General features: G+C 62.5%; 24 protein-coding genes. 8 read left to right on the top strand and 16 right to left on the bottom strand.

Features of this window, described 5'->3' with window-relative positions:
• Positions 1 to 3: 3 nt before the first annotated feature.
• Entirely contained in the window at positions 4 to 795 is a 792-nt protein-coding gene (locus tag SAZ10_RS31115; protein WP_318613376.1) for an ABC transporter ATP-binding protein, read from the bottom strand.
• Between the two features lie 108 nt (positions 796 to 903).
• Here SAZ10_RS31115 and SAZ10_RS31110 point away from each other — a divergent pair, with 108 nt between their 5' ends.
• Positions 904 to 1,317, top strand: coding sequence for a cupin domain-containing protein (locus tag SAZ10_RS31110; protein WP_318613375.1), 414 nt, complete (start codon positions 904 to 906; stop codon positions 1,315 to 1,317).
• 237 nt (positions 1,318 to 1,554) lie between these two features.
• Here the strand turns inward: SAZ10_RS31110 and hydA are convergent, their stop codons facing one another.
• The 4 genes from hydA to SAZ10_RS31090 are packed head-to-tail and all read right to left on the bottom strand — an operon-like array spanning position 1,555 to position 5,949.
• A complete protein-coding gene (gene hydA / locus SAZ10_RS31105; RefSeq protein WP_318613374.1) occupies positions 1,555 to 3,006 on the bottom strand; it encodes a dihydropyrimidinase in 1,452 nt (483 codons plus the stop codon).
• Between the two features lie 59 nt (positions 3,007 to 3,065).
• On the bottom strand, positions 3,066 to 4,316 hold the full coding sequence (locus SAZ10_RS31100) for a Zn-dependent hydrolase (protein ID WP_318613373.1): 1,251 nt from the start codon (positions 4,314 to 4,316) through the stop codon (positions 3,066 to 3,068).
• Positions 4,317 to 4,325: 9 nt separating this feature from the next.
• The gene (locus SAZ10_RS31095) at positions 4,326 to 4,616 is read right to left on the bottom strand and encodes a cupin domain-containing protein (RefSeq protein WP_318613372.1); all 291 of its coding nucleotides are present in this window, start codon (positions 4,614 to 4,616) and stop codon (positions 4,326 to 4,328) included.
• 4 nt (positions 4,617 to 4,620) lie between these two features.
• A complete protein-coding gene (locus tag SAZ10_RS31090; protein ID WP_318613371.1) occupies positions 4,621 to 5,949 on the bottom strand; it encodes an aspartate aminotransferase family protein in 1,329 nt (442 codons plus the stop codon).
• 309 nt (positions 5,950 to 6,258) lie between these two features.
• Here SAZ10_RS31090 and SAZ10_RS31085 point away from each other — a divergent pair, with 309 nt between their 5' ends.
• On the top strand, positions 6,259 to 6,888 hold the full coding sequence (locus SAZ10_RS31085) for a TetR family transcriptional regulator C-terminal domain-containing protein (RefSeq protein ID WP_318613370.1): 630 nt from the start codon (positions 6,259 to 6,261) through the stop codon (positions 6,886 to 6,888).
• Positions 6,889 to 6,966: 78 nt separating this feature from the next.
• On the opposite strand, the gene SAZ10_RS31080 is transcribed toward SAZ10_RS31085, so the two are convergent.
• The 3 genes from SAZ10_RS31080 to SAZ10_RS31070 all read right to left on the bottom strand — a co-directional run bounded on the left by SAZ10_RS31080 (position 6,967) and on the right by SAZ10_RS31070 (position 8,955).
• Positions 6,967 to 7,428, bottom strand: a complete 462-nt coding sequence (locus tag SAZ10_RS31080; RefSeq protein WP_318613369.1) for a carboxymuconolactone decarboxylase family protein — start codon at positions 7,426 to 7,428, stop codon at positions 6,967 to 6,969.
• A gap of 34 nt (positions 7,429 to 7,462) precedes the next feature.
• The gene (locus tag SAZ10_RS31075) at positions 7,463 to 7,969 is read right to left on the bottom strand and encodes an Rrf2 family transcriptional regulator (protein ID WP_318613368.1); all 507 of its coding nucleotides are present in this window, start codon (positions 7,967 to 7,969) and stop codon (positions 7,463 to 7,465) included.
• 110 nt (positions 7,970 to 8,079) lie between these two features.
• A complete protein-coding gene (locus SAZ10_RS31070; RefSeq protein WP_318613367.1) occupies positions 8,080 to 8,955 on the bottom strand; it encodes a helix-turn-helix transcriptional regulator in 876 nt (291 codons plus the stop codon).
• A gap of 75 nt (positions 8,956 to 9,030) precedes the next feature.
• Between SAZ10_RS31070 and SAZ10_RS31065 the strand changes: the two genes are divergently transcribed.
• Both SAZ10_RS31065 and SAZ10_RS31060 read left to right on the top strand, forming a co-directional pair.
• Positions 9,031 to 9,882 carry an SDR family oxidoreductase gene (locus SAZ10_RS31065; RefSeq protein WP_318613366.1) on the top strand — a complete coding sequence of 284 codons (852 nt, stop codon included), beginning with the start codon at positions 9,031 to 9,033 and terminating at the stop codon, positions 9,880 to 9,882.
• Positions 9,879 to 10,595: an SDR family oxidoreductase gene (locus SAZ10_RS31060; protein WP_318613365.1), complete on the top strand. Its 717-nt coding sequence runs from the start codon at positions 9,879 to 9,881 to the stop codon at positions 10,593 to 10,595. Before SAZ10_RS31065 ends, SAZ10_RS31060 begins: the two co-directional genes overlap by 4 nt.
• A gap of 68 nt (positions 10,596 to 10,663) precedes the next feature.
• Here the strand turns inward: SAZ10_RS31060 and SAZ10_RS31055 are convergent, their stop codons facing one another.
• On the bottom strand, positions 10,664 to 11,035 hold the full coding sequence (locus tag SAZ10_RS31055) for a DoxX family membrane protein (RefSeq protein ID WP_318613364.1): 372 nt from the start codon (positions 11,033 to 11,035) through the stop codon (positions 10,664 to 10,666).
• A gap of 168 nt (positions 11,036 to 11,203) precedes the next feature.
• On the opposite strand from SAZ10_RS31055, the gene SAZ10_RS31050 reads away from it, so the two are divergent.
• The 3 genes from SAZ10_RS31050 to SAZ10_RS31035 all read left to right on the top strand — a co-directional run bounded on the left by SAZ10_RS31050 (position 11,204) and on the right by SAZ10_RS31035 (position 12,782).
• Positions 11,204 to 11,416: an AbrB/MazE/SpoVT family DNA-binding domain-containing protein gene (locus SAZ10_RS31050; RefSeq protein WP_318613363.1), complete on the top strand. Its 213-nt coding sequence runs from the start codon at positions 11,204 to 11,206 to the stop codon at positions 11,414 to 11,416.
• On the top strand, positions 11,416 to 11,793 hold the full coding sequence (locus SAZ10_RS31045) for a type II toxin-antitoxin system VapC family toxin (RefSeq protein ID WP_318613362.1): 378 nt from the start codon (positions 11,416 to 11,418) through the stop codon (positions 11,791 to 11,793). Before SAZ10_RS31050 ends, SAZ10_RS31045 begins: the two co-directional genes overlap by 1 nt.
• Before the next feature lie 494 nt (positions 11,794 to 12,287).
• Positions 12,288 to 12,782 (top strand): GNAT family N-acetyltransferase, encoded by a 495-nt coding sequence (locus SAZ10_RS31035; protein ID WP_318613359.1) that lies wholly within the window; start codon positions 12,288 to 12,290, stop codon positions 12,780 to 12,782.
• 155 nt (positions 12,783 to 12,937) lie between these two features.
• Here the strand turns inward: SAZ10_RS31035 and preA are convergent, their stop codons facing one another.
• The 3 genes from preA to SAZ10_RS31020 all read right to left on the bottom strand — a co-directional run bounded on the left by preA (position 12,938) and on the right by SAZ10_RS31020 (position 16,294).
• Complete coding sequence (preA, locus tag SAZ10_RS31030) at positions 12,938 to 14,248, bottom strand: NAD-dependent dihydropyrimidine dehydrogenase subunit PreA (RefSeq protein ID WP_318613358.1); 1,311 nt, start codon at positions 14,246 to 14,248, stop codon at positions 12,938 to 12,940.
• Positions 14,249 to 14,250: 2 nt separating this feature from the next.
• On the bottom strand, positions 14,251 to 15,615 hold the full coding sequence (locus SAZ10_RS31025; RefSeq protein ID WP_318613357.1) for an NAD(P)-dependent oxidoreductase: 1,365 nt from the start codon (positions 15,613 to 15,615) through the stop codon (positions 14,251 to 14,253).
• Positions 15,616 to 15,790: 175 nt separating this feature from the next.
• The gene (locus SAZ10_RS31020; protein ID WP_318613356.1) at positions 15,791 to 16,294 is read right to left on the bottom strand and encodes a DUF1772 domain-containing protein; all 504 of its coding nucleotides are present in this window, start codon (positions 16,292 to 16,294) and stop codon (positions 15,791 to 15,793) included.
• A 176-nt stretch (positions 16,295 to 16,470) separates the two neighbouring features.
• On the opposite strand from SAZ10_RS31020, the gene SAZ10_RS31015 reads away from it, so the two are divergent.
• A complete protein-coding gene (locus SAZ10_RS31015) occupies positions 16,471 to 17,061 on the top strand; it encodes a transglycosylase SLT domain-containing protein (protein WP_318613355.1) in 591 nt (196 codons plus the stop codon).
• Between the two features lie 113 nt (positions 17,062 to 17,174).
• On the opposite strand, the gene SAZ10_RS31010 is transcribed toward SAZ10_RS31015, so the two are convergent.
• From SAZ10_RS31010 to SAZ10_RS30995, 4 genes are all read right to left on the bottom strand, one after another.
• A complete protein-coding gene (locus SAZ10_RS31010; RefSeq protein WP_318613354.1) occupies positions 17,175 to 19,613 on the bottom strand; it encodes an FAD-dependent oxidoreductase in 2,439 nt (812 codons plus the stop codon).
• Positions 19,614 to 19,889: 276 nt separating this feature from the next.
• Positions 19,890 to 21,428, bottom strand: coding sequence for a trimethylamine methyltransferase family protein (locus SAZ10_RS31005; protein WP_318613353.1), 1,539 nt, complete (start codon positions 21,426 to 21,428; stop codon positions 19,890 to 19,892).
• Between the two features lie 133 nt (positions 21,429 to 21,561).
• Positions 21,562 to 23,892 carry an ABC transporter ATP-binding protein gene (locus SAZ10_RS31000; RefSeq protein ID WP_318613352.1) on the bottom strand — a complete coding sequence of 777 codons (2,331 nt, stop codon included), beginning with the start codon at positions 23,890 to 23,892 and terminating at the stop codon, positions 21,562 to 21,564.
• 11 nt (positions 23,893 to 23,903) lie between these two features.
• Positions 23,904 to 25,061 carry an ABC transporter permease gene (locus SAZ10_RS30995; RefSeq protein WP_318613351.1) on the bottom strand — a complete coding sequence of 386 codons (1,158 nt, stop codon included), beginning with the start codon at positions 25,059 to 25,061 and terminating at the stop codon, positions 23,904 to 23,906.
• Positions 25,062 to 25,072 lie beyond the last annotated feature (11 nt).

The raw sequence follows: 25,072 nt of genomic DNA, 5'->3' as shown, positions 1-25,072 counted from the left end.
CCCTCAATCCTCGTAGGAATGGCCCGCATGCAGGCCTTCACGCACTCGATGTGCGATGGCCAGGAACTCCGGCGTCTCGCGGATATGGAGCGGTCGCTCCACCGGCAGCGTCGACTCGATCACGTCGGTCACCCTGCCCGGCCGAGGCGACATCACGACGATGCGCGTCGAAAGATAGACGGCCTCGGGTATCGAATGCGTGACGAAGCAGATCGTCTTGTTGGTGCGCGCCCAGAGCTCCAGGAGCTGCTTGTTGAGGTGGTCTCGCACGATCTCATCGAGCGCTCCGAACGGCTCGTCCATGAGAAGTAGATCCGCGTCGAAGGCCAGCGCGCGGGCGATCGAGGCACGCTGCTGCATGCCGCCAGAGAGCTGCCAGGGATATTTCTTCTCGAAGCCGATGAGGTTGACGAGATCGAGCGTGCGGCCCACCCGCGCCTTCTGGTCGCGCCTGCCGATGCCCATGATCTCGAGCGGCAGCGCGACGTTGCGCTCGATCGTGCGCCACGGATAGAGCGCCGGCGCCTGGAAGACATAGCCGTAAGCGCGCCGCTGGCGTGCCTCGGACGGCGTCATGCCGTTGACGAGTATCGCGCCCTCGGTGGGCTGCTCGAGATCGGCGATGACGCGCAGGAAAGTTGTCTTGCCGCAGCCCGATGGGCCGATGAAGGAGACGAACTCTCCCTTGTTGATGGTGAGGTCGACATTGGACAGCGCGTTCACCGGACCATCGCTGGTCTGGAACGTCAGGCTGAGCTTGCTGGCGGAAACGACGGCTGGCGAAGAATCTGTCATTTAGCAGGCCGTCTTCTCGGGCCGCACCCGAATCCCATTGCCTTCGTTTTCGTTCTGATTTCCACTGGCTTCCCCACTGCCCGGCATGCCTTCTTTGGAGCTTATAGAATGACGGTCAAGTCAAAACCCACCTGCCGCCTTATCCGTCCCGACAATACTTACGACGGGAAGCAAGGTCTCAGCTATTTCGAAGGCATTTCGACCGAGACGGTCGGCGCCAAGGGCATCTGCATGCACATCCTTACCATGCCGCCCGGCGCGCGCGCCAAGGCGCATCTGCACGAGGCCCACGAGACCGCGATCTATTGCCTGTCCGGCGAGGTCGACACCTGGTATGGCGACGAGCTGGAGAACCATATCGTCGTCAAGGCGGGCGACCTCTTCTACATCCCTGCCGGTGTGCCGCATCTGCCGGCCAATCTCAGTGACAGGCCGTCCTCCGCGGTCATTGCCCGCACCGACCCCAACGAGCAGGAGAGCGTCGTGCTGCTGCCGGAGTTGGATGCGCGCGTGCCGAGGTGAGTGGTTGAAGCGGTGCCGTTCTGAGGAGTTGCGCCCTGTCGCGCCCCCCTCTGTCCTGCCGGACATCTCCCCCGCAAGGGGGGAGATTGGACGGCCGCTTTGTTTTCGCCAATTGTCGACGCTGGCGATTGGCGAAACCATCAATGACGGCCAATCTCCCCCCTTGCGGGGGAGATGTCCGGCAGGACAGAGGGGGGCGCCGTAGGGCGCCGGCCGTGCAGGCATAGCCACCGAAAGTCACACCCCAGTCGCAGGAATACCCGCCCGCTCGACCTTCCGCGGCGCGACCACTTCCTTCCATTTCGACAGCGCGCGATTGACCGGAGCGTTGGGCTCGCGCGCCACGAACTCGCCGTGGCCGGGCTTTGCCATAACATCCGTTTCCTGGATGGCAAGCTCGCCGCGCGTCAAGACGAAGCGAGGCAGGCCGGTCACCTCGAAGCCTTCGAAGACGTTATAGTCGATGACCGACTGCTGGTTCTTCGCCGAAATCTTCTTCTTGCGCTTGGGGTCCCAGACGATGATGTCAGCGTCGGCGCCTTCGACGATCGCCCCCTTCTTCGGGTACATGTTGAGTATCTTGGCAATGTTGGTCGAGGTCACGGCGACGAACTCGTTCATCGTCAGGCGGCCCGTATTGACGCCCCTCGTCCATAGCACGGGCAGGCGGTCTTCGAGACCGCCAGTGCCGTTCGGAATCTTGGTGAAATCGCCGACGCCGAACCGTTTCTGCTCGGTCGTGAAAGCGCAATGGTCGGTGGCGACCACCTGAAGCGAGCCTGCCTGCAGGCCGGCCCACAGCGAATCCTGATGGAGCCTGTCGCGGAAAGGCGGGCTCATCACACGCCGCGCGGCGTGATCCCAGTCGGGGTTCTTGTACTCGCTCTCGTCGAGCGTCAGATGCTGGATGAGCGGTTCGCCGAAGACGCGCATGCCCTTCTGGCGGGCGCGGCGGATCGCTTCGTGCGACTGCTCGCAGGAGACATGCACGACATAGAGCGGCACGCCCGCCATGTCGGCAATCATGATCGCCCGATTGGTCGCCTCGCCTTCCACTTCGGGCGGCCTTGAATAGGCGTGTGCCTCGGGACCGTTGTTGCCTTCGGCAAGCAGCTTCTGCTGGAGCTGCGCTACAACGTCGCCGTTCTCGGCATGCACCAGCGGCAGCGCACCGAGCTCGGCGCAGCGCTTGAACGACGAGTACATCTCGTCGTCGTCGACCATCAGTGCGCCCTTGTAGGCCATGAAATGCTTGAACGACGTGATGCCCCGGTCGACCACCGTCGCCATTTCGTTGAACACCTGCTCGCCCCACCAGGTGATCGCCATGTGGAAGGAATAGTCGCAGGACGCCTTCGACGTCTTGTTGTCCCACATCTGCAAGGCTTCGAGCAGCGACTGGTTCGGCGACGGCAGGCAGAAATCGACCACCATCGTCGTGCCGCCGGAGAGTGCCGCGCGTGTGCCGCTCTCGAAATCGTCTGACGAATAGGTGCCCATGAAGGGCATTTCGAGATGCGTGTGCGGGTCGATACCGCCAGGCATGACATAGCAGCCGGTAGCGTCGAACTCGTGATCGCCATGCAGGTCGGGCCCGATCGCAACGATCTTGCCGGCCTTGACGAGGACGTCGGCCTTCCATGTGCGATCTGCCGTAACGATCGTGCCGTTCTTGATGACTTTGCTCATTGGTATTCCCCTTGTTTCGTTCGCGCTTCTTGCGAGCTGCGTTCGGTATCCTATTCAGTTCATTCGACAATCCCCGCCGTCTCCACCACCGCATGGAAGAGAACGTTGGCGCCGGCTTCGGCCCATTCCTTGGAGATGTTCTCTGCTTCGTTGTGCGAGAGCCCGTCGACGCAAGGACACATGACCATGGTCGCGGGCGCGACCTTGGCCGCCCAGCACGCATCGTGCCCGGCACCGGAGATGATGTTCATGTGCGAATAGCCGAGCTTCTCCGCCGCCGAGCGGATGCGGCCGACCAGCGTGGGATCGAAGGTGACCGGATCAAAATGTCCGACGGCTTCCACCGAACAGCCGACGCCGAGCTCTTCGGCGATCTTGGCAGCCTCGGTCTCGATCGTCTTGCGCATGCCGTCGAGCTTGGCCTGATCGGGCGAGCGGATATCTACGGTGAACACGACCGTTCCGGGCAGCACGTTGCGCGAATTGGGGGCGAACTTGACCTGGCCGACGCCGCCCACCGCGCCCGGCTGGTTCGCAAGGGCCACTTTCTGCACCATTTCGAAGATGCGCGCCATGGCGAGCCCGGCATTGACGCGCATGTTCATGGGCGTCGAGCCGGTATGCGCTTCCTTGCCCCTCAGCGTGAACTCGAGCCACCAGAGGCCCTGGCAATGCGTCACCACGCCGATCTGCTTGTTTTCTGCCTCGAGGATCGGCCCCTGCTCGATGTGATATTCGAAATAGGCGTGCATCTTGCGTGCGCCGACCTCTTCGTCGCCTTGCCAGCCGATGCGCTTCAGCTCCTCGCCGAAGGTCTTTCCCTCCGGATCCTTACGGGAATAGGCATAGTCGAGCGTAAGCGCGCCGGCGAAAACCCCGGAGGCGACCATGGCCGGCGCGAAGCGCGCGCCCTCCTCGTTCGTCCAGTTCGTGACGACGATCGGGTGCTTCGTCCTGATGCCGAGGTCGTCCAGCGAGCGTACTACCTCCAGTCCGCTCAGAACGCCGAGAACGCCGTCATACTTGCCGCCTGTCGGCTGCGTGTCGAGATGGCTGCCGACATAGACCGGCAGCGCCTCAGGGTCGGTGCCCTCGCGACGGGCGAACATGGTGCCCATCTTGTCGACGCCAAGCTCGAGGCCGGCCTCGTCGCACCAGCGCTTGAACAGGTGACGCCCTTCTCCGTCCGCATCGGTCAGCGTCTGGCGGTTGTTACCGCCGGCGACGCCAGGGCCGATCTTGGCCATTTCCATAATGGTGTCCCACAGGCGGTCGGCATTGATGCGCAAATTCTCGCCCGGTGCGGCCATTGCTGCTCCTCAGTCCTTCAATTCCAGCTCGATGAAAGCCATCGGAGCCGTTCCTGCATTGACGACATTGTGTTCGACACCTTCGTCGCGCCGGTAGGCCACCCCAGCCTCCATGTCGACCCGGCGCGTCCCGCCGCCGGGCTCCTCGAGCAGAAAGGCGCAAGGGGTGATCGTGGTCACCACATAATCCATCCCGTGACGATGCCAGCCGGTCTCTGCGCCCGGCTGGAAATCCCAGCGCGTCACGCGCACCCTGGGATCGTCGACGAGAACCTTCGAGGTGGCCGGAGGGCGGGCCATCGGATCAATCCACCATCCTCAGCACTTCCCGCACATGATCGATCAACTCGTTGATCTGGCCCTTGGTGACGATCAGCGGCGGGGAAAGCGCGATGATGTCGCCCGTGGTGCGGATCAATGCACCGCGCTCGAACGCCTTCACAAAGGCAGAGAAGGCGCGCTTGGTGGGCTGGCCGGCGATCGGCTCCAGCTCGATCGCGCCGATCAGACCGATGTTGCGGATGTCGATGACGTGGGGCTCGCCCTTGAGCGAATGCAGGGCATCCTCCCAATGCGAGGCGAGCTCCTCGCCGCGCGTCAGCAGGCCCTCTTCCTTATATGTCTCGAGTGTGCCCATGCCGGCTGCGCAGGCGATCGGGTTGCCCGAATAGGTGTAGCCGTGGAAGAACTCAATGAGGTGCTCCGGGCCGGTCATGAAGGCGTCGTGGATCTCCTTCTTCACGAACACCGCGCCCATCGGGATGACGCCGTTGGTGACGCCCTTTGCCGTGATCATGATGTCCGGAAGGATGCCGAAATAATCGGCGGCGAACGGCGTGCCGAGACGACCGAAGCCGGTGATGACCTCGTCGAAAATGAGCAGGATGCCGTATTTGTCGCAGATCGCGCGGAGCTTCTGGAGGTAGCCCTTCGGCGGGATGAGCACACCGGTGGAACCCGCCACAGGCTCGACAATGACAGCCGCAATCGTCGAGGCGTCATGCAAGGTGACGATCCTCTCCAGCTCGTCGGCGAGTTCGGCGCCATGCTCCGGCTCGCCGCGGGTGAAGGCGTTCTTGGCCAGGTTGTGCGTGTGCGGCAGATGATCGACGCCGGTGAGCAGCGTGCCGAACATCTTGCGGTTGGAGACGATGCCGCCGACGGAGATGCCGCCGAAATTGACGCCGTGATACCCGCGTTCGCGGCCGATGAGACGGAAACGCGAGCCCTCGCCTTTGACGCGCTGGTAGGCGAGCGCGATCTTCAGCGCCGTATCGACCGACTCCGAGCCGGAATTGGTGAAGAAGACGTGGTCCAGGCCCTTGGGCGCGATGTCCACCAGCCGGTTGGCAAATTCGAAGACGATGGGGTGGCCCATCTGGAAGGCGGGCGCATAGTCGAGCTCGGCCGCCTGCCGCTGGATCGCCTCGACGATCTTCGGTCGGCAGTGGCCGGCGTTCACGCACCAGAGGCCGGAGGTTCCGTCCAGCACCTTGCGGCCGTCGGTGGTCGTGTAGTGCATGTCCTTGGCAGACGCGAACATGCGCGGCGACTGCTTGAACTGCCGGTTGGCCGTGAACGGCATCCAGAATGCGGAAAGATCGTTCGGTACGACGTTGAGTCGGTTCGACATGACCAAGCTCCTCTATGGTCCCCTATTGTTAGCGGCCAACGCTTGGTCCCGCCTGCGTTTTCTGCTACGCAAATTTTTGACCGATTGGACAAACGTTAGCACCGCCATGGAGGCGGTCAAGGGAATACTAATCGAAATGATCGGCCGGAAATGCCCGCCAACCCACAAGGAAAAACTGGTCCAGTTTGTTGGGCCAGTGCTGGCAGGCCCCAGGGTCGGTCTACTTAATTCCCGATTCTGGGCGAGCCCGTCCGCGGGCCTGGCGCGAGGGGAAGTAAGTAAATTGTCCCCACTGCAAGGCCTGTAGCCGTGGAAGCGGAAGCTCCACGCCGCACGCGCATTCAGAACGAGAAGCGCGAGATCATTCTCGAAGCGGCACTCGAAGTCTTTTCAAATCATGGTTTCCGCGGCGCCACGATCGACCAGATAGCGGATGCCGCCGGCATGTCGAAGCCGAACCTGCTCTACTATTTCCGCCGCAAGGAAGACATCCATCTGACGGTTCTGCAGCGTCTGCTCGACACATGGCTTGCCCCGCTGCGCGAGCTCGACGACATCGGCGACCCGATCACTGAGATTCGCGGCTACATCCGCCGCAAGCTGGAGATGGCACGCGATTTTCCGCGCGAGAGCCGCCTCTTCGCCAACGAGATGTTGCAGGGCGCGCCGCGCATGACGCCCATCCTTGAAGGTGAGTTGAAGCGTCTCGTCGACGAGAAGGCCGAGGTGATCAAGGGCTGGATCCGGGCCGGCAAGATCGCCAAGGTCGATCCTTTTCACCTGATCTTCTCGATCTGGGCGACAACTCAGCACTATGCCGATTTCGACGTGCAGGTGCGTGCAGTGCTCGGACCGGACCGCGGTGGCGAGGGCCGCTTCGAGGATGCCGCTCGATTCCTGGAGCAGCTCTACATCGATGGTCTCAGCCCGAAGAGATAACCCCTTCCTCCGAGTCATATTCGACCGGAGCTGCCTTTCTGCAACTCCCGTCCACAGGTTCGGAAGCACGGACGGTGCTTAGGCCGCCTCGCGCCGCTCGACCGGGTGCTGCGTCCGATGGCCGACGGCAATGCGGCTCCAGACATTGATCGTGCCGATCGCGACCGTGATCTTGGCGATTTCCTCGCCGCTGAAATGGTTGCGCAGCGGGTCGAAATAGACATCGTCGGCGCGGCTTTCGGGGAGCAGCGTCAGCGCTTCGGTCCAGGCCAGCACCGCCCGCTCCTTCTCGGTGAAGATAGGCGATTCCCGCCACACCGAGATCATATGCATCCATTGCTCGCCGAAGCCGTCCTGGCGGGCGTGCTTGACATGCATGTCGACGCAATAGGCGCATCCATTGATCTGCGAGGCTCTGATCTTGATGAGATGGACGATGGCCTTATCGAGCCCGCTTTCGCTGAACACGTGGCGGTCGAGCGCGATCACGGCCTGGTAGATTTCAGGAGCAACTTTCGTGATGTTGAGACGTGGTTCCACGGGTGTTCCTTTCGCCTTGGGAGTTGGAACTGGTTCATGGAGCTGGCTGATGCCGCTCCCGAAGCTCGAGAAATGCGCATACCCGCGCGTCGATGAAGCCGTCGCGGTCATTGGCCGCCACGGATGACAGGACGTCGGCAATGGTGACCTTGGCGAGCTCGTTGCGCCAGGCGCGCTCGGCCTTCAGCATCGCCGCATTGATCTCACAAGGGCGGATCGTGGCAACAGCCGGCAGCGGATTGGGTCCACGCCTCCTGATCTCCGCGCAGCGGAAGGCAGGAGCTGTCCCCTCCACGGCGAGCACGATGTCGAGCAGCGTGATCTTGGCAGCTGAGGTGGCGAGCTTGTAGCCGCCATTCGGACCGGGCACGGTCGCGAGGATGCCGGCATTCGACAGCGCCTGCAGATGCTTGAGCAAATAGCTCTGCGACACGCCGTGAAATTCGGCCAACGCGGCAGCGGCAAGGACGCGGTCCGCCCTCAACCCGGCGAGCAACGCCACGCTGTGGATCGCCTGTTCGACGCCGTCGCCAAGCTTCATCTCGGGCCCTTCATAATCATAGATAATATTTATCCACGAATCGTGCGAGCCGTCAACTCTGTTGGAAAAAGCGCAGCCGAAGCCGCTTTCATGGAGGGCACCCGCTTGGTCTACGCGCTCTTTCTGTGTGCCGGCGCGGTTTCGAGCAGCCCCGCGAGCTTCGCGATCGTGTTTTCCTGGGCAAGCGGCGTATAGACGATCAGCCTCATGTCGGAGCCGTCGTCGATCGAAAAGCTCATGTGCTCGAAAGCCATCTTGCCGGCCGTAGGGTGGCGGATGTGTTTCACGCCGGACAAGCGACGAAGCACGTCACGTTGCGGCCACCAAGCACTGAACTCGGGACTCGATTGCATCAACAGAGCGACGAGTCGTTCGAAATCCGGGTCGCCGATATATTTGGCGCTCTCCGCTCGAAACTGGGCGAGCACGACGCGGGCGACCTCTTCCCAATCGACAAGAAGATGGCGGTGGCTAGGGCTCGTGAAGACCATGTGGACGATGTTGCGGGTGTCGCCGTCCAGCGCACCGTAGTCGCCGAAGACAGCCGCCGCCGCAGAATTCCAGGCGAGCACGTCCCAGCGCCGTCCCACCACATAGGCCGGCTGCATCGAAAGGCTGTTGAGCATATGCAGCAGCGGACCTTCGACCTTTTCCTGAGCGCTGGCGGGCCGTTCCGGCAGTTGCCGCCCTGCGAGAATGAACAGATGACGTTTCTCGGCCGCATCCAGCCGAAGGGCCTGACTTAGCGCCGACAGCACTTCTGCGGACGGCCTGACTTCACGCCCTTGCTCCAGCCAGGTGTACCAGGTGGTCCCGACGCCCGCCGCCATCGCTACCTCCTCTCGCCGCAAGCCCGGCGTCCGCCGTCTCGGCCCCAAGCCAATGCCGAGCACCGATGGGCTGAGCCGTTCCCGTCGCGAGCGCAGGAACGCGCCCAGTTCGCGCCTGCGGCTCTCATCGGATGAATGATCGGTCATGACCATCATTATATAAATTCAGAACTGTTTGCGGTGCTTCCCTCGCCCCATCTTCCCGCAAGAGCGGCAGATTGGAGGCTCATCATGGAACGGAAAGAGAGCACCGTACTCATCACCGGCTCGACCGACGGCGTCGGGCGGCTGGTAGCCCAAAGGCTGGGCGCAAGCGGCGCGAGGGTGTTCATTCACGGCCGAAACAAGGAGCGCGGCCAACGCGTCGTTTCCGAAATCGCGTCTCATGGCGGCAAGGCGGAGCTGGTCACCGCCGATCTTGCCTCGTTGGCCGAGATACGCGGCCTCGCCGACGAGATCCGCGCCAGGACCGACAGGCTCGACATACTGATCAACAATGCCGGGATCGGAACTGCCGGCGCCGAGCGCCAGACGAGTGCGGATGGCTTCGAGCTGCGCTTCGCCGTCAACTACCTCGCCGGCTTTCTCTTGACCGCGCTGCTTTTGCCCCTGCTCAAGGCGAGCGCACCGGCCCGCATCGTCTTCGTCGCCTCGGCTGGGCAGCAGGCGATCGACTTCGACGACGTGATGCTGACGCGCGGCTATAGCGGCACGCGCGCCTACTGCCAGAGCAAGTTGGCGCAGATCACGTTGACTATGGATTTGGCGCAGGAGCTCGAAGGAACCGGCATCACGGTCAACAGCCTGCACCCGGCCACTTACATGAACACCACTATGGTGAGACGGGCCGGGGTGACGCCGGTGAGCACCGTCGAGCAGGGTGCGGACGCCATCCTCAATCTTGCCACGTCGCCGAAGCTCGCAGGCCGCAGCGGTCTCTACTTCAGCGGGCTGAGCGAATCGCGCGCCGACGCGCAAGCCTATGACCGCAGGGCGCAACAGGAGCTCAGAGAACTGAGCCTCGAATTGGCCGGCCTTCCGTCGGATTTTCTTTCAACAGCGCTCAAGGAGCAGCATCAATGATAGAGGAACACACCGTCATCGTCGGCGGCTCGTCAGGCATCGGCCTCGCAACCGCGAGGCGCCTGCTCGCGCAGGGCATGCAGGTCACGATCACCGGCCGCAGCGAAGACAGGCTCAATCGGGCACGGCAAGAGCTTTCGGGCGAGGTTGCAGTCGCCGCCTTCGACGCCACGCAATCCGATGAAGTCCGCAGATTCTTCGATGACCTGGGGGCATTCGATCACCTCGTCCTGTCTGTGACTGGCCGCAAGGGGATCGGGCAATTCGCGACGCTGGACCTCGCGGAGGTTCGCAGCGGCTATGACGAGAAGGTTTGGCCGCAATTGTTCTGCGCGCAGCAGGCGCTGCCTAATGTCCGCAAAGAGGGCTCGATCACTTTCGTATCGGCGGTTTCCGCCCAAATGTCCGCGCCTGGACTGGCCGGCGTCGCCGCCATCAATGGCGCGCTGCTGACGGTCGTTCCGATCCTTGCCAAGGAATTGAAGCCGCTCAGAGTGAATGCCGTCGCACCGGGCGTGATCAACACACCCTGGTGGGACTTCCTGCCCCAGGACCAGCGCGAAGCTGCTTTCGCCGACTATGCGCGCCGGACGCCGGTCGGGCGCATCGGGGAGCCCGATGACGTCGCCAAGTCGATCGCCTATCTCATCACGAACAGCTTTGTGACGGGACAGGTGCTCACTTGCGACGGCGGCCTGCAACTCGCCGCCTGAGAGGCCGAGAGCGCAGAGCTTCCTGATCCGCCAATGCCGAGCGGCGCCTTGCCGGCATTGGCCGACAATCAGAGCGTATCGGCGATGATGAGCAGAAGGCCGCCGACAAGCGTGATGTTGACCAGAGTCAGATAGAGATGCGGGTCACGATCCTTGCCCTTGAACAGAAAGAGATTGTGGTAGAGCGGCGTCGCGCCGAACAGGAAGGCGATGAGCGCGAGCGCCCCTGCTACAGTCCAGAGCCCTAAGATCAGCAACAGGCCCCCAAGCAGTTGCACCGCAAAGCCGATCACAAGCAAGGGCGCCGGCAAGGGCCAGCCATAATTGGTCGGTACTTGGGTACGCTCGCCGAAGCGGAGGAAATTGCGAATACCAGCGATCAGGAAGAATGCTCCGAAGATCACCCGGCCGACGATCATCAATGTGGCTGCGGCTGTCACCTTTTCCCTCCGACCCGTGTCCACGAATGAATGGAACGGCGACGCGCGCGACGCAAATGCCTTTGCGCGTGATCCCAAGATAATTCGGCCCGCCGCCTGGACCATTCACTTGTTACTGCCAGATAGCTATATTCTTACCAAAGTCATATCGATCATGAGGATGCCAGAATGAGCGCTACGGCGACTTTGTCGAGCAAATTCCAGATTTCGATTCCGAAAGCGGTACGCGAAGCTCACAACTGGAAAGCAGGCCAGGAATTCGCCTTCATTCCAAAGGGTGGCGGGGTGATGCTAGTTCCTGTGCCCACACTGGAAGAACTCCGCGGAATTGCGAAAGGAGCCAACAAGGAAGACTATCGAGACAGGAATGACCGTTATTGATGCGCGTCATCGATACGTCGGCCTGGATCGAATGGCTGGAAGACAGTCCGCACGCTGACGAGGTCGGAGCAGTACTGCCGGCTCAGGAGTCCTGCATCGTTCCAACGATCGTACTTTTGGAGTTGGCAAAGTGGCTGACACGGGAACTACCTGCCGAAGGCGCGAACAAAGCGCTCGCCTATGTCGGCGACTGCAACATCGTCGTTCTCGATTCGGAAATAGCGCTCCTCGCTGCGGAACTCGGCATCTCGGCAGGTCTGGCCACCGCGGACGCCATTGTCTACGCGACGGCTACCCACTTCGGCGCGGAACTGGTGACCTGCGACAAACACTTCAAGGATCTTGCGAGGGTGATCTACATCCCGAAGCGCAAATAACGGGGCCGACATGGCAGACCGATGGATCGAAACTTTCGAAGGTGAGCGGCGGCATCAACTATATGATCTCTACAGCAAGGAGTGGTGGACTGCAGGGCGTGGCTCTGACGATGTGATCAGAACGGTCGAGCATTCTGATTTGGCAATCGGACTATGCTCTGAGGATGATCGACTTATCGCGTTTGCGCGTGTGCTGACGGATTACACTTCAAGGCGATGATATTCGATGTCATCGTGCACATCGAATTTCGCGGCCAGAATTTAGGACGGGCTATCATTAATCGGATCATTGACCACGAGAGCTTGGCTGAGGTTCGCAGCTTTGAACTCTACTGCCCAGACAGCCTTGTTCCCTTCTATGGCAAGCTCGGTTTGTCGAAAGGGACAGCGAATTTGTTGTTCCGAGAACGATAAGCTTGTGTCTGGATCCAGCCAAGCCGGTATTCTACATCGAGTACCAAGCGTCAGATTTTCACCATTAGCGAGTTCCCAGCTTGATTATCCGACTTCTCGGCCAAGACGACGTGGACGCGTTCCGACGCATCCGGCTCGAAGCGCTCCGTACCGAACCGGCCGCATATTCCAGCCGTGCTGAGGACTGGGAGAGCCTCTCGGACGAAGAGTGGCGCCGGCGCCTTACCGACAACCCTGTTTTCGTCGCCTTCGACGGCAGCGAACCGGTCGGCATCATGGGTTTCATTCGCGAGCACTCAGCCAAGATGGCGCATCGTGCAACCATCGTCATGGTCTATTTGCGCGAGACTAGGCGCGGAACCGGCCTTGCTGCCGAGTTGCTCGCCGCGCTCACCGATCATGCCCGCAAGAGCGGCATTCGGCAGCTGGAACTTGCAGTCAGCGTAGAGAACAGAGGGGCGTTTCGATTTTACCAGCGCGCCGGTTTTACGGAGGTCGGCCGAATTCAAGGCGGCTACCTCCACGAAGGCCGGGAAATCGACGAGATCCTGATGGCGCGCCGCATCCAGGATTGAGACGCGCCGGGTGCCGGTCGGAGAAGCGGCTGGGGACTGATTACTTTTTGCCGCCAGCGCAACCTGGACTGGACAAAGCGCAGTGCTTTTCTGCGGCAAAGCAAACTGTCCCCGGAGCCTCCAGCACCTCGCCGAGAAACTGCTCGCGGAACAGCCTACTCCGCTGCAACCTTCGCCATCGGATTGTTCGGATGCGTCGTCCAGTTGGCATAGGTCGTGACCGGCTCGCCGGTACGCTTATCGACGACGCCAGGTGCGAGCGGCTCCATGGTGATACAGTTTTCGACCGGGCAGACATTGACGCAGAGGTTGCAGCCGACGCACTCCTCCTCCACCACCTCGAAATGGCGCTTGCCATTGACCGTCGCCAGGATCGCCTGGTGCGAGGTGTCCTCGCAGGCAATGTGGCAGCGGCCGCACTGGATGCAGAGTTCCTGGTTGATGCGCGCCTTGGCGACATAGTTGAGGTTGAGATACTGCCAGTCGGTCACGTTCGGCGTGGCGCGGCCGACGAGCTGGTCGAGCGAGGTGAAACCCTTCTCGTCCATCCAGTTCTCGAGCCCGGCGATCATCTCCTTCACGATCTTGAAGCCGTAGGTCATGGCCGCGGTGCAGACCTGCACATTGCCGGCCCCGAGCGCCATGAACTCGGCCGCATCGCGCCAGGTGGTGATGCCTCCGATACCCGAGATCGGCAGGCCGCGCGTCTCGGCGTCGCGGGCGATATCAGCGACCATATGCATGGCGATCGGCTTCACGGCCGGACCGCAATAGCCGCCATGCGTGCCCTTGCCGTCGATCGAAGGCTCCGGCGAGAAGCTGTCGAGGTCGACCGCCGTGATCGAGTTGATCGTGTTGATCAGCGACACGGCATCCGTGCCGCCTGCCTTGGCGGCGCGCGCAGGCTTGCGGATGTCGGTGATGTTGGGCGTGAGCTTGGTGATGACCGGCATGCGGGTATTTGCCTTGCACCACCGCACCACCATCTCGACATATTCCGGCACCTGGCCGACCGCCGAGCCCATGCCGCGCTCGCTCATGCCATGCGGGCAGCCGAAATTGAGCTCGATGCCATCGGCCCCGGTCTCCTCGACCAGCGGCAGGATCGCCTTCCAGCTTTCCTCCACGCAGGGCACCATCAGCGAGACGACCAGCGCCCGGTCCGGCCAATCGCGCTTCACCTGCTTGATCTCGCGCAGGTTGAGGTAGAGGTCGCGGTCGGTGATGAGCTCGATGTTGTTGAAGCCCAACAGCCGCCGGTCGGCGCCCCAGATTGCGCCGTAGCGCGGTCCGTTGACGTTGACGACCGGCGGGCCCGCTTCGCCCAACGTCTTCCAGACAACGCCGCCCCAGCCTTCCCTGAAGGCGCGCACGACATTGTATTCCTTGTCGGTCGGCGGCGCGGAGGCCAGCCAGAACGGGTTCGGCGACTTGATGCCGACGAAATTGCTGCGCAGGTCTGCCATGCTCATACCCTCCCGTTCGCGGTGAGCGTTCGGTGAATGCTCTCGGCCGCATCGCGCCCCTGGGCGACGGCCGATACGGTCAAGTCGTCGCCGCCGAGGATGCAGTCCCCTCCCGCCCAAACCCCGGGTATTGACGTGCGACCCTCGGCGTCGACTTTGATGCGGCCGCCCTCGAGCGCGATCGCTGCGCCGCTGCCGTTGAGCGCAGCGCCCTCGAAGGCCTGGCCAATCGCCTTGAACACCTGATCGGCGGCAAGCATGACCGTTTCGCCCGTGCCGGCAAGCTTGCCGTGCTTCACGGATGTGTATTCCATCTCGATGCCGGTGACCTTGCCATTCGCGGCAACGACCCGTTTCGGCTGCAGCCAGTGGCGAATGACGACGCCGTTGACGTTAGCCAGTTCCTGCTCGTAGTCCGACGCGTTCATGTGCTCCTGGCCGCGGCGGTAGCAGATCGTCACCTCCTCGGCGCCGAGCAGCTTCGACTGCACGGCGGCATCGATCGCCGTCATGCCGCCGCCGATGACGACGACGCGCCGGCCGACAGGCAGCTCAGCCAGATCTGCAGCTTGCCGAAGCTCGGCGATGAAATCGACGGCATTGTCGACGCCCTTGGCGTCCTCGCCGTCAGCTCTGAGCGCGTTGACGCCGGCAAGGCCCAGTCCCAGGAAGACGGCGTCGTATTGCGCCGTCAGCTCGGCGAGATGGACGTCACGCCCAAGCGCCTTGCCGTTCTCGATCGTGATGCCGCCTATCGCGGTGACATAGTCGACTTCGGCCTGCGCGAAATCATTGACGCTCTTGTAGGCCGCGATGCCGTATTCGTTGAGGCCGCCGGACTTGGGCCGCGCCTCGAAAATGGTCACGTCATGGCCGTAGCGCGCGAGCCGATGTGCAGCGGCAAGGCCAGCCGGCCCCGCGCCAACCACCGCGATTTTCTTGCCCGTCGGGGCGGCGCGCTTGTAGAATTGCTTGCCCTGCCGCATCGCGATGTCGGTCGCGTAGCGCTGCAGGCGGCCGATCTGCACTGGCTTGCCTTCCGCCACTTCGCGCACGCAGACCTCTTCGCATAGCGTCTCGGTCGGGCAGACTCGGGCGCACATGCCGCCCAGTATGTTCTGGTCGAAGATCGTCTTGGCCGAGCCCAGCGGGTTGCCGGTCGCGATCTCGCGGATGAAGAGCGGAATGTCGATCGACGTCGGACACGCATTCATGCATGGCGCGTCATAGCAGAAGTAGCAGCGATCGGCTTCGACCAGCGCCTCGTGATTATCAAGCGGCGGGTGAAGGTCCGAGAAATTCTCTGCATACTCGGCTGGCGACAGCCGACCTGCGGCTATGCCTTCCTTGAACTGACCCGAGGCCATGCAATTCCCCATTATTTGTTTTGGGAGAAGGCTAGCACAGATTGAATTTTTATCAATCGGTCAAATTTTGAAACCTGGAACCAAAGAATTGCGATACTTGACTAAAGATATCATGATTCAATGGACGCCTCGTCGCCATCCATATGACTTCGGCATCCGAGCGCAAACGCGCCAATCAAGATGACACGGTCGCGATCACAAGCAGGACGAGGCTGAGGAACGACAGGACAGCGCGGATGATGTGCGAGCGCTCCCAGCGGTCGCGATAGACAATCCAATCGGGCGGCGCACCTCCTTCGCTGATGCGCCGCAAAGGATCCGACCTGAAGAACACGCCGCTCGCTCCTTTGAGCTCGAAATCCCGGAGCCAGAAATTGTTCACCGGGTGGGTCATCACCCAATAGACGGCGTGCGCTGCGATTAACGCGATCAGCGCCGCTGCCGTCAGCCAGAACGGCGTCGCGGCGGAAGTCGTGAAGGTCAGCATGATCAGCGCGATGATGCCGAGCGGCTCGGCAGCGCCTCCGAAGGTGAAGCCCGGATAGTAGATAGGCTGGACCGCCAGATACTCTTGCTTGGTCAGCCGCAGCTTGCCCGGATATTCGAGCGCATGCGCCAGAGACAGCGCCATCGCAATTGCAACGAGAAGAACAGCGACGATTTGCAGGACCTGAAACATCGGTCAAGCCTTTCTTCGCGGAGCTGCTGCGGTCTCGCAGTAGCAGGATTGTAACTCGGTTGCGGCGGAGCCGTTCCTTCCCACCGAAGCTTCGAGCCCGGCCCGCACGGGCTTCGCCGCACAGGTTAAGGAGCGCGGCAAGATTCCCTTAGATGTTTTCGCGTAGATGCCGCGTCATGAGTAGGTGGCATTTTAGTCGAATTGTATGTTCCTTTGTGTTGCTGGCGCTCTCCGCCTGCGCCTCGGCACCGGACCACATCAATGACATATGTTCCGTGTTCGACCAGCGGGACAGCTTCTTCAACAACTGGCAGACCGCCGCCGAACGCACCGAGCGCAAGTACGGGATTACGGTTCCTGTCCTGATGGCGACCGTTCGCAAGGAGTCCGGCTTCAAGCCACATGCCAAGCCCCCGCGAACCAAGCTGCTCGGCTTCATTCCGTGGAAGCGCCCTTCCAGTGCCTATGGCTTTTCGCAAGCGCTCGACGGCACATGGGCGCAGTACAAGCTCGAAAGCGGAAATTGGGGAGCGAGGCGCTCGAACTTTGCCGACGCCGTCGATTTTGTCGGCTGGTACCATTCGAAGACCGTCGACAAATACGGCGTTGCGCCGGACGACGCTTACCGGCTCTATCTCGCCTATTATATGGGCTGGGGCGCTTACGGGCGCGGCGACTGGAAGAAGGATGCCGGGGTACAGAAATACGCTCGGGCCACTCACGAGATGGCGCAGCGATATGCGGGACAGCTGAAGGACTGCCGGTAGCTTGGCTCAAGGACCGACAGAGCCGGCCCTTCTCGGCCGACTGTCAAAACCCTCGAAAAGTCCCCGAGCAAAGACCGTAAGCTAGATTGTACATCTCGGGCGTAAGCGGCCCATCACCCGCGCATTCTCTCGAGATTGGCGTCGAACAGCGGCGCCGGCTGGATACGTGCGGCGAGGCGTTTGCCGAGCAACTCGATCTCAAAGCCATTCGTCTCGTCGGCGATGTCCTTGGGTACATAGCCCATCGCCATCGAAAGCCTCGCGTTGTGTGCATAGCCGCCGGAGGTAATCCACCCCCGCACCTCACCCTTGAACCAGATCGGCTCGTCGCCGATCACGTCGGCGTCTTCGGCTTCGATGATAAAGGCACGCAGGCGCAGTCTGCCGCCCTGCTCGCGCTCCCTGAGCGCGGCTTCCTTGCCGACGAAATCGGCTGGCTTCCCATAGGCGACGAAGCGATCGAGCCCGGCTTCCAACGGACCGTAGATCGGCCGGTATTCGCGAGCCCAGGAGCCGTAGTTCTTCTCCAGCCGCAGCGAATTCAAGGCCCGGGACCCGAAAAGGCCGATGCCGAATTCCTCGCCTGCATTCATCAGAGTCTCGAACACGTGGCGCTGGTACTCTGGCGCCATCCAGATTTCGTAGCCGAGGTCGCCGGTATAGCTGATCCGCCCGACAATACAGGGCGCCATGCCGATATCCATTCTCTCGACCGCCATGAACGGGAAGGCCGCGTTCGTGAGATCCGCGCGCGTTACCTTCGCCAGGACGTCGCGGGCCTTCGGTCCGGCGAGCGCCAGGCCGACCCGCGAAAGCCCAAACGCCTCTATGCCGACTGAGCCGTCCCTCGGCAGGTGCTTCTCGAACCAGCGCATGTGGTACTGCTCGGCGACACCTGATCCGAAGATGAACCACTCGGTCTGCTTCTCGTCGACGCCAAGATTGGCAAGCGTGAAATCGCCGATCAGCTTGCCGTCCTCCTTGAGCATCGGGGCAAGCGCCATGCGGCCGGGTCGCGGCAATTTGCAGGCGAGCATCCTGTCGAGCCAGGCCGCAGCGCCGTCACCCGCAATGCGATATTTCGCAAAGCTTGAAATCTCCATGAGACCGACGCGTTCACGCACGGTCCCCACCTCTTGCGCGACGTGCCCGAAATCCGTCGAGCGCCGCCAGGAGAACTCGTCCTTTACGCCTCCGGGCGCGAACCACAGCGGCACTTCCAATCCGTAGGCGACGCCCCATTGCGCGCCCCTGGCCGACAGCAGGTCGTAGATCGGCGTGGTCCGAAGTGGCCGGCCGGCGGGCAGTTCTTCGTTCGGAAAGCGGATCGAGAAGCGGCGCGAATAGTTCTCGCGTACCTTGGCATTCGTGTAGGCCATGGACGCCCAGTCGCCGTAACGCGCCACGTCCATGGCCCAGATGTCGGCGCCCGGGTCGGCATTGATCATCCAGTTGGCGAGCGCGAGCCCCACGCCGCCACCCTGGCTGAAGCCCGCCATGACGCCGCATGCGACCCAGAAGCCCGGCAGCCCGCGCACCGGCCCGACCAGCGGGTTGCCGTCCGGCGCGAAGGTGAAGGGCCCGTTGATGATCTTCCTGATGCCGGTGCTCTGGAAGGCCGGGAAGTGGCGGAAGCCCACCTCCAGCGACGGCGCGATGCGGTCGATATCCGGCTCCAGGAGCTCGTGGCCGAAATTCCACGGCGTGGAATGTTCGGACCATGGCTTGTTGGCCTTCTCATATGTGCCCATCAGCATGCCGCCGCGCTCCTGGCGCAGATAGAGCTCGCCGTCGAAATCGACCGCATGGATGACCTCGGTGCCGGTTCTGGCATTCCATTCGGCTACCTCCGGCATGTCCTCGGTGATGAGATACATGTGCTCCATAGCAAGCACCGGCAGCTCGAGGCCGACCATGCGGCCCACCTCGCGTGCCCACAGCCCCCCGGCATTGACGACGTGCTCGGCGACGATCTCGCCCTTGTTGGTGATGACGCGCCACAGGCCGTCCTGCCGACGCACGAGGTCTTCGACCTTGGTGAAGCGGTAGACCTCCGCGCCGAGCGTGCGTGCCGCCTTTGCGTAGGCATGCGTCACGCCCGACGGATCGAGGTGACCGTCCTCGCTGTTGCGCACCGCGCCGACGAACTGCTTGGGATCGAGGAGCGGCATCAATCTCGCCGCCTCCTCAGCCGATATCTCCTCGAGGTCGAGGCCGAGATAGCGGCCCTTGGCGACGACGCCGCGCAGCCAGTCCATGCGCGCTTTCGTGGCCGCGAGCAGCACGCCGCCGGTGACATGCACCCCGGTCGCCTGGCCGGACAGCGCTTCGATCTCCTTGTAGAGCTCGATCGTATATTTCTGCAGCTTGGCGACGTTCGGATCGCCATTGATCGTGTGCATACCTCCCGCCGCATGCCAGGTCGATCCGGAGGTCAGCTCGTCGCGCTCCACAAGCACCACATCAGTCCAGCCATGCCTGGCGAGATGGAACAGCACCGAGCAGCCGACCACGCCACCGCCAATGACCACGACCTGCGCATGCGATTTCATGAATGTTCTCGTTGTTGTGTCAGTGGGTTGGAAGAGTGAGAGAGGGGTAAATCTGATTGTGAGGTCTCGCCCTTTCGCGCCCCCCTCTGTCCTGCCGGACATCTCCCCCACAAGGGGGGAGATCGGCTGTCATCTTCGGTTCCGCCAATCGCCAACGCTGCAGGTTGGCGAAATCATCGCGGCAGTCCAATCTCCCCCCTTGTGGGGGAGATGGCCGGCAGGCCAGAGGGGGGCGACGTAGAGTGCCCACGTGACATGGCTGGCGAACAGTTCCCCTCACGGATCCCCATCCCCTATCTCTTCCTTGCGCCTGGCCACATAGGCCTCGAGCGCCTCGCGCACGCCCTCCTCCATGGCCGGCTGCTGGTATTCCTCGAGCGCTTTCTTCCAGAGCCTGGTCGCGCGCTGCGTCGCATCGAGCCCGCCGGCTTCCTGCCAGGCTTCGTAGTTCTGCCAGGTGGAGAGCAGCGGCTGGTAGAAGGCGGTCGAGTAGCGCGCGAGCGTGTGCGGCTCGCCGAAGAAGTGACCGCCGGTCGGCACGCGGCCGAGCGCGTCGAGCGCAAGCTCCGCCTCGTTCACCTCGATCGGCTTAAGGAACTCCATCATATGCTGGATGAGCTCGACATCGATGATGAGCTTCTCGAAGGAGGCGGTGAGGCCACCTTCCTGCCAGCCGGCGGCGTGATAGACGAGGTTGCCATGGCCGAGCACCGCGCCCCAGAGCGCCATCATGGTCTCGTAGGCGCCCTGCGCATCGGCCGCGTTGGAGGCCGAGCCCGGCGTCGTGCGGTAAGGCAGGTTGTAGCGTCGCGCGAGCTGTCCCGACGCGACGTTGGCCTTGGTGTTCTCCGGCGTCCCAAACGCCGGCGCGCCGGATCGCATGTCGACATTGGACGTGAAGGCGCCATAGAGCACCGGCGCGCCGGGGCGGACGAGTTGGGTGAGCGCCACACCGAACAGCGCCTCGGCATTCTGCTGGGCGAGCGCGCCGGCGAGCGTCACCGGGCTCATCGCGCCCATCAGGGTGAAGGGCGTGACGCAGACCGACTGGCCGAACTCGCTCATCGTCATGAGGCCCTCGGCCATGGCCTCGTCGAAGCGGCGCGGCGAGTTGACCGAAATGACAGTGGTGACAGCGGGGTCGCCGCGCATTTGCTCGAGGGTGAGCCCGCGCGCGATCGCCATCATCGCAATACCGTCGAGCGCCCTGCCCCGACCGATCGCGGTGACGTGGAAGCTCTTGTCGGTCAGTGTCAGATTGGCAAGGTAAGTGTCCAGATGGCGAGTGCCGGCCGGCAGCTCGATCGGCGCGCAGACCTGGTTGCCGAGCATGGTGATCGAGTTGAAGTGCTGCGCGAGCCGCACGAGGTCCTGATAATCGCGCAAGTTTCCGGCACGCCGTCCACGCTTCATGTCATGGACATTGGGTGGGCCGGCGACCAGCGTGAAATTGATCGTATCGCCCCCGAGATGGACCGCGCGGTCGGCATTGCGCGGCGTCAGACGGAAGGCCGACGGCGCGGTCCTCAGCGCCTCCTCGACCATGCCACGGTCGATGCGCACGTTCATCGAGGCTCGGTCGATTGTCGCCCCAGCCTTCTCGAACAACGCGAGCGCGCGCGCGCTCATCACCTCGATGCCGAAATTTTCAAGAATATGCATCGAGGCTTCGTGGATCGCCTCGACCTGGTCCGCCGAGAGCAGCTCCATCGGCGGATACGGGTTGCGCACGCGGCGCTGCGGCAGCTGCGGGATCGCCGAGCCTCCCCGCATATGCGCCCGTTCGGCGCTTCGCCTTCGTCTCTCCGTGCCCATCGCGGCATGGATAAGCCGACGGCCCTCGAGTTCTGTCAGTTTTCCGACACTGGCGGGCGATTATTTAGGTCCGGCGTCACTTCGGAGATTAGAGTTTCGGTAAAGCGAACACTAACGTCGTTTTTCCTAAACCCTATTCCTCTGCCTTGTTCTCGCCCTGCCGCATATCGCTGTCTTTCTCCTCGACCGTCGGCCGAGCTATCGACCGCTCTGGAAGGACAACCTCGCGGCGCAATTGGGCAACCGTTCCCGTGTCTTCTGCCCTGCTCTTCTCGTCGGCTTCCGGCGATGCGGTCTTGCCGTGTGGTCGCCGCGGGGGCTCGCCGACAAAGCCGGGCCCGGCGCCGGGCGTGCCGTGGCTCGGCTCATCATCATCCTGCGCGAGCTTGATGACAGGCTCCATTTTCGCCAGCACGTCGTCGGGAAGCCAGCACAGGCTGCGGTGGCCGTTGCCGAGATCGCGGTTGGGCGGCAGCTCAGTCTCGCATTTGTTATCGGGCACCAGATGCTTGTAGCGGCAGCGAGTCTGGAACGGGCAGCCCGACGGCGGGTTCATCGCCGACGGGATGTCGCCCTCGAGCACGATATGCTTCTTCACCACGCTCGTGTCGGCGATCGGGATCGCCGACAGCAGCGCCTCCGTGTAGGGATGATATGGCGGCGAGAATATCTGGTCGGTCGTGCCCTGCTCGACGATGTGCCCGAGATACATGACGATCACACGATCGGCGATGTAGCGCACCACCGAAAGATCGTGGCTGATGAACAGCATCGTGGTCTTGTTCTTGCGCTGGATGTCCATCAACAGCTCGGTGACGGCCGCCTGGACCGAAACGTCCAGCGCGGAGACCGGCTCGTCGGCCACCACGACCTTGGCCTGACCGGCGAACGCACGGGCGACGCCGATCCGCTGCTTCTGCCCGCCCGAGAGCTGGCGCGGCATGCGGCTCTCGAACGCCCTCGGCAGCTTGACCAGATCGAGCAGTTCCAGCATGCGCTGCCGACGCTCCGCGCTCGTATTGCCGACGCCGAACTTCTCCAGCGTGCGGACGATCTGCGAGCCGACGCTATGGCTGGGATTGAGCGTGTCGAACGGGTTCTGGAACACCATCTGGATCGACGAGACGGTCTCAACGTCGCGCATCTCGATGGGCGTCGACTGGATATCGCTGTTGCCGAGCCTCACATTCCCGGCGCTCGCGGTTTCCAAGCCCATCAATACCTTGGCCAGGGTGGACTTGCCGCAGCCGGACTCGCCGACGATGGCAATGGTCTCGGATTCGCGCGCCTCGAAGCTGATCGCCTCATTGGCCTTGACGACCCGGCCTTCGCCGCCGCCGAAGATCTCGTTGGCCGAGACTTTGTAGTATTTCCTGAGGTCGTCTACCTTGAGCATCGGCGCGCCCGGCTTCACCGGCTCACGCTTTGCCTCGGCATTCGGCGGAAGCTGGCCCCAGTCGATCTCGTTGAAGCGCACGCAGCGGCTGTAGTGATTGTCATGGCCTTCGACGGGGATCATCGGGATCTCGTCGGCATTGCACAGCCCTTCGACGAAGTGCTGGCAGCGCGGCCCGAAATTGCAGCCCTTCGGCCGCTCGTGCGGCAGCGGCAGCTGACCCGGAATGGAGATCAGCGGCCGTTTGTTCTTGTCCGCGCCGGGCAGCGGGATCGAGCGGAACAGGCCCTGCGTGTAGGGATGCCGCATGCGATCGAACACATCCTTGACCGAGCCGGTCTCGACCGCCTCGCCGGAATACATCACCGTGATGCGATCGCATGTCTCGAGGATCAGGCCGAGATTGTGCGACACGAAGATCATCGACGTGCCGAACTGCTTGCCGAGACCCTTTACCAACTCGACAATGCCGGCTTCCACGGTGACATCGAGCGCAGTGGTAGGTTCGTCGAGCAGGAGCAGCGCCGGCTTGGAAAGCAGCGCCATGGCGATCACGATGCGTTGCTGCTGACCGCCGGAAAGCTGGTGCGGGTAGGAACGCATCATGCGCTCCGGATCAGGGAGCCGCACCGCGCGCACCATTTCAAGCGCCCGCTTGTAGGCTTCTTCCTTCGAGACCTTGTCGTGCAGGATCGGCACTTCCATGAGCTGCTGACCGATCTTCATGGCAGGGTTCAGGCTCGCCATAGGTTCCTGGTAGACCATGGCGATCTCGTTGCCGCGGATGGAGCGCAGCTCCTCCTCGGTCATCTCGCCCATATCCTTGCCTTTGAACTTGATTCGGCCGCCGACGATTTTGCCGACATTGGAGAGGTCGCGCATGATGCCGAGCGAGACGGTCGACTTGCCGCAGCCGGACTCGCCGACGATGCCCATCGCCTCGCCAGGCATCACCATGCAGGAAAAATCCATGACGGCCGGTATCTCGCCGCGCTTGGTGAAGAACGAGATGGACAAGTTCTCGATCTCGAGGATAGGCGCTTGCGGGTCCCTTACAGCTTCGTTCATTGGAGCCTCCGTCAATCCTTGAGGGACTGTTCGCGCAATGCGTCGGCAAGCAGGTTGAGCCCGAGCACGAAGGACATCAGCGCGATGGTCGGGGGCAGCGCCGGATGGATGAACTGACGGAGCAGCCGGCTGGCGTCCTTGATCGACGTGCCCCAGTCGGGGCTTTCAGGCGCCAACCCCAGCCCGAAATAGCCCAGCGTGCCGAGCAGGATCGTGGTGTAGCCGATGCGCAGACAGGCATCGACGATGAGCGGCCCGCGCGCGTTGGGAAGGATTTCCCAAAGCATGATGTACCAGGGGCTTTCGCCGCGGGTCTGGGCCGCGGCAACGTAGTCGCGCGTCTTGATGTCCATGGTGAGCCCGCGCACGATACGGAACACGCCCGGGCTCGACGCAAACACCACTGCCACGAAGATGTTGAGCTGGTTCGGGTCGATGTGGATGATGTGCAGCGGGTCGGCATCGAACACCAGCCCGGCATAGACCCATCCACCGATGATGAGCGTCAACGCAAGCTGGATGACGAGCAGCCGCGGCCGCTTGCGGAAGCGTGTCCAGAACAGCGCGAAGAAAAAGATGATCGGGAACAGGAAGAACAGCCCGGCCATCGCATAGGGGATCGGCGTATCCATGATGCCGGGCGTGACCAGCAGGTAAAACAGCAGGATCACCGGGAAAGCGAGCACCAGATTTGCGAGGAACGACAGCACCGTGTCGATCTTGCCCCCGTAATAGCCAGCAGGGAGGCCGAGTGTTGCGCCCACCATCAGCGCGAAGGCAGTTGCGGTCGGGGCGATGATCAGCACAATCTGGCTGCCATAGACCATGCGGCTGAAGACGTCCCTGGCAAGCTTGTCCGCGCCGAACAGAAACACCTTTCCGGAACTGGGCTCGATCGCGCCAACCGCCGCATCCTTCATCACCACATACTGTTCGAGCGGGTTGAACGGCGCGATGCTTGCGGCGAAAATCGCCGTGAACAGCCAGAACAGGCAGATGAATACGCCGGCGATGCCGACGCCGTTATCGTAGAGCTCACCGTAGAGACCGAGCCGTTTCCTGTAGATGAAGCTCGGCACCATGACCACGAGCAGCGCCACCCAGACCGGCCAGAAGCGCTGGAGAACACCGATGACGATGTTCAAGGCACCGACATATTCGAGTTGCATCGGCGCTCCGC

The sequence above is a fragment of the Mesorhizobium sp. BAC0120 genome, from assembly GCF_033542235.1.
In the GTDB taxonomy this organism is placed as follows: domain Bacteria; phylum Pseudomonadota; class Alphaproteobacteria; order Rhizobiales; family Rhizobiaceae; genus JAWRCU01.
The sequence above is the reverse complement of the archived record's forward strand: the minus strand, read 5'-3'. Positions and strand labels throughout refer to the sequence as shown.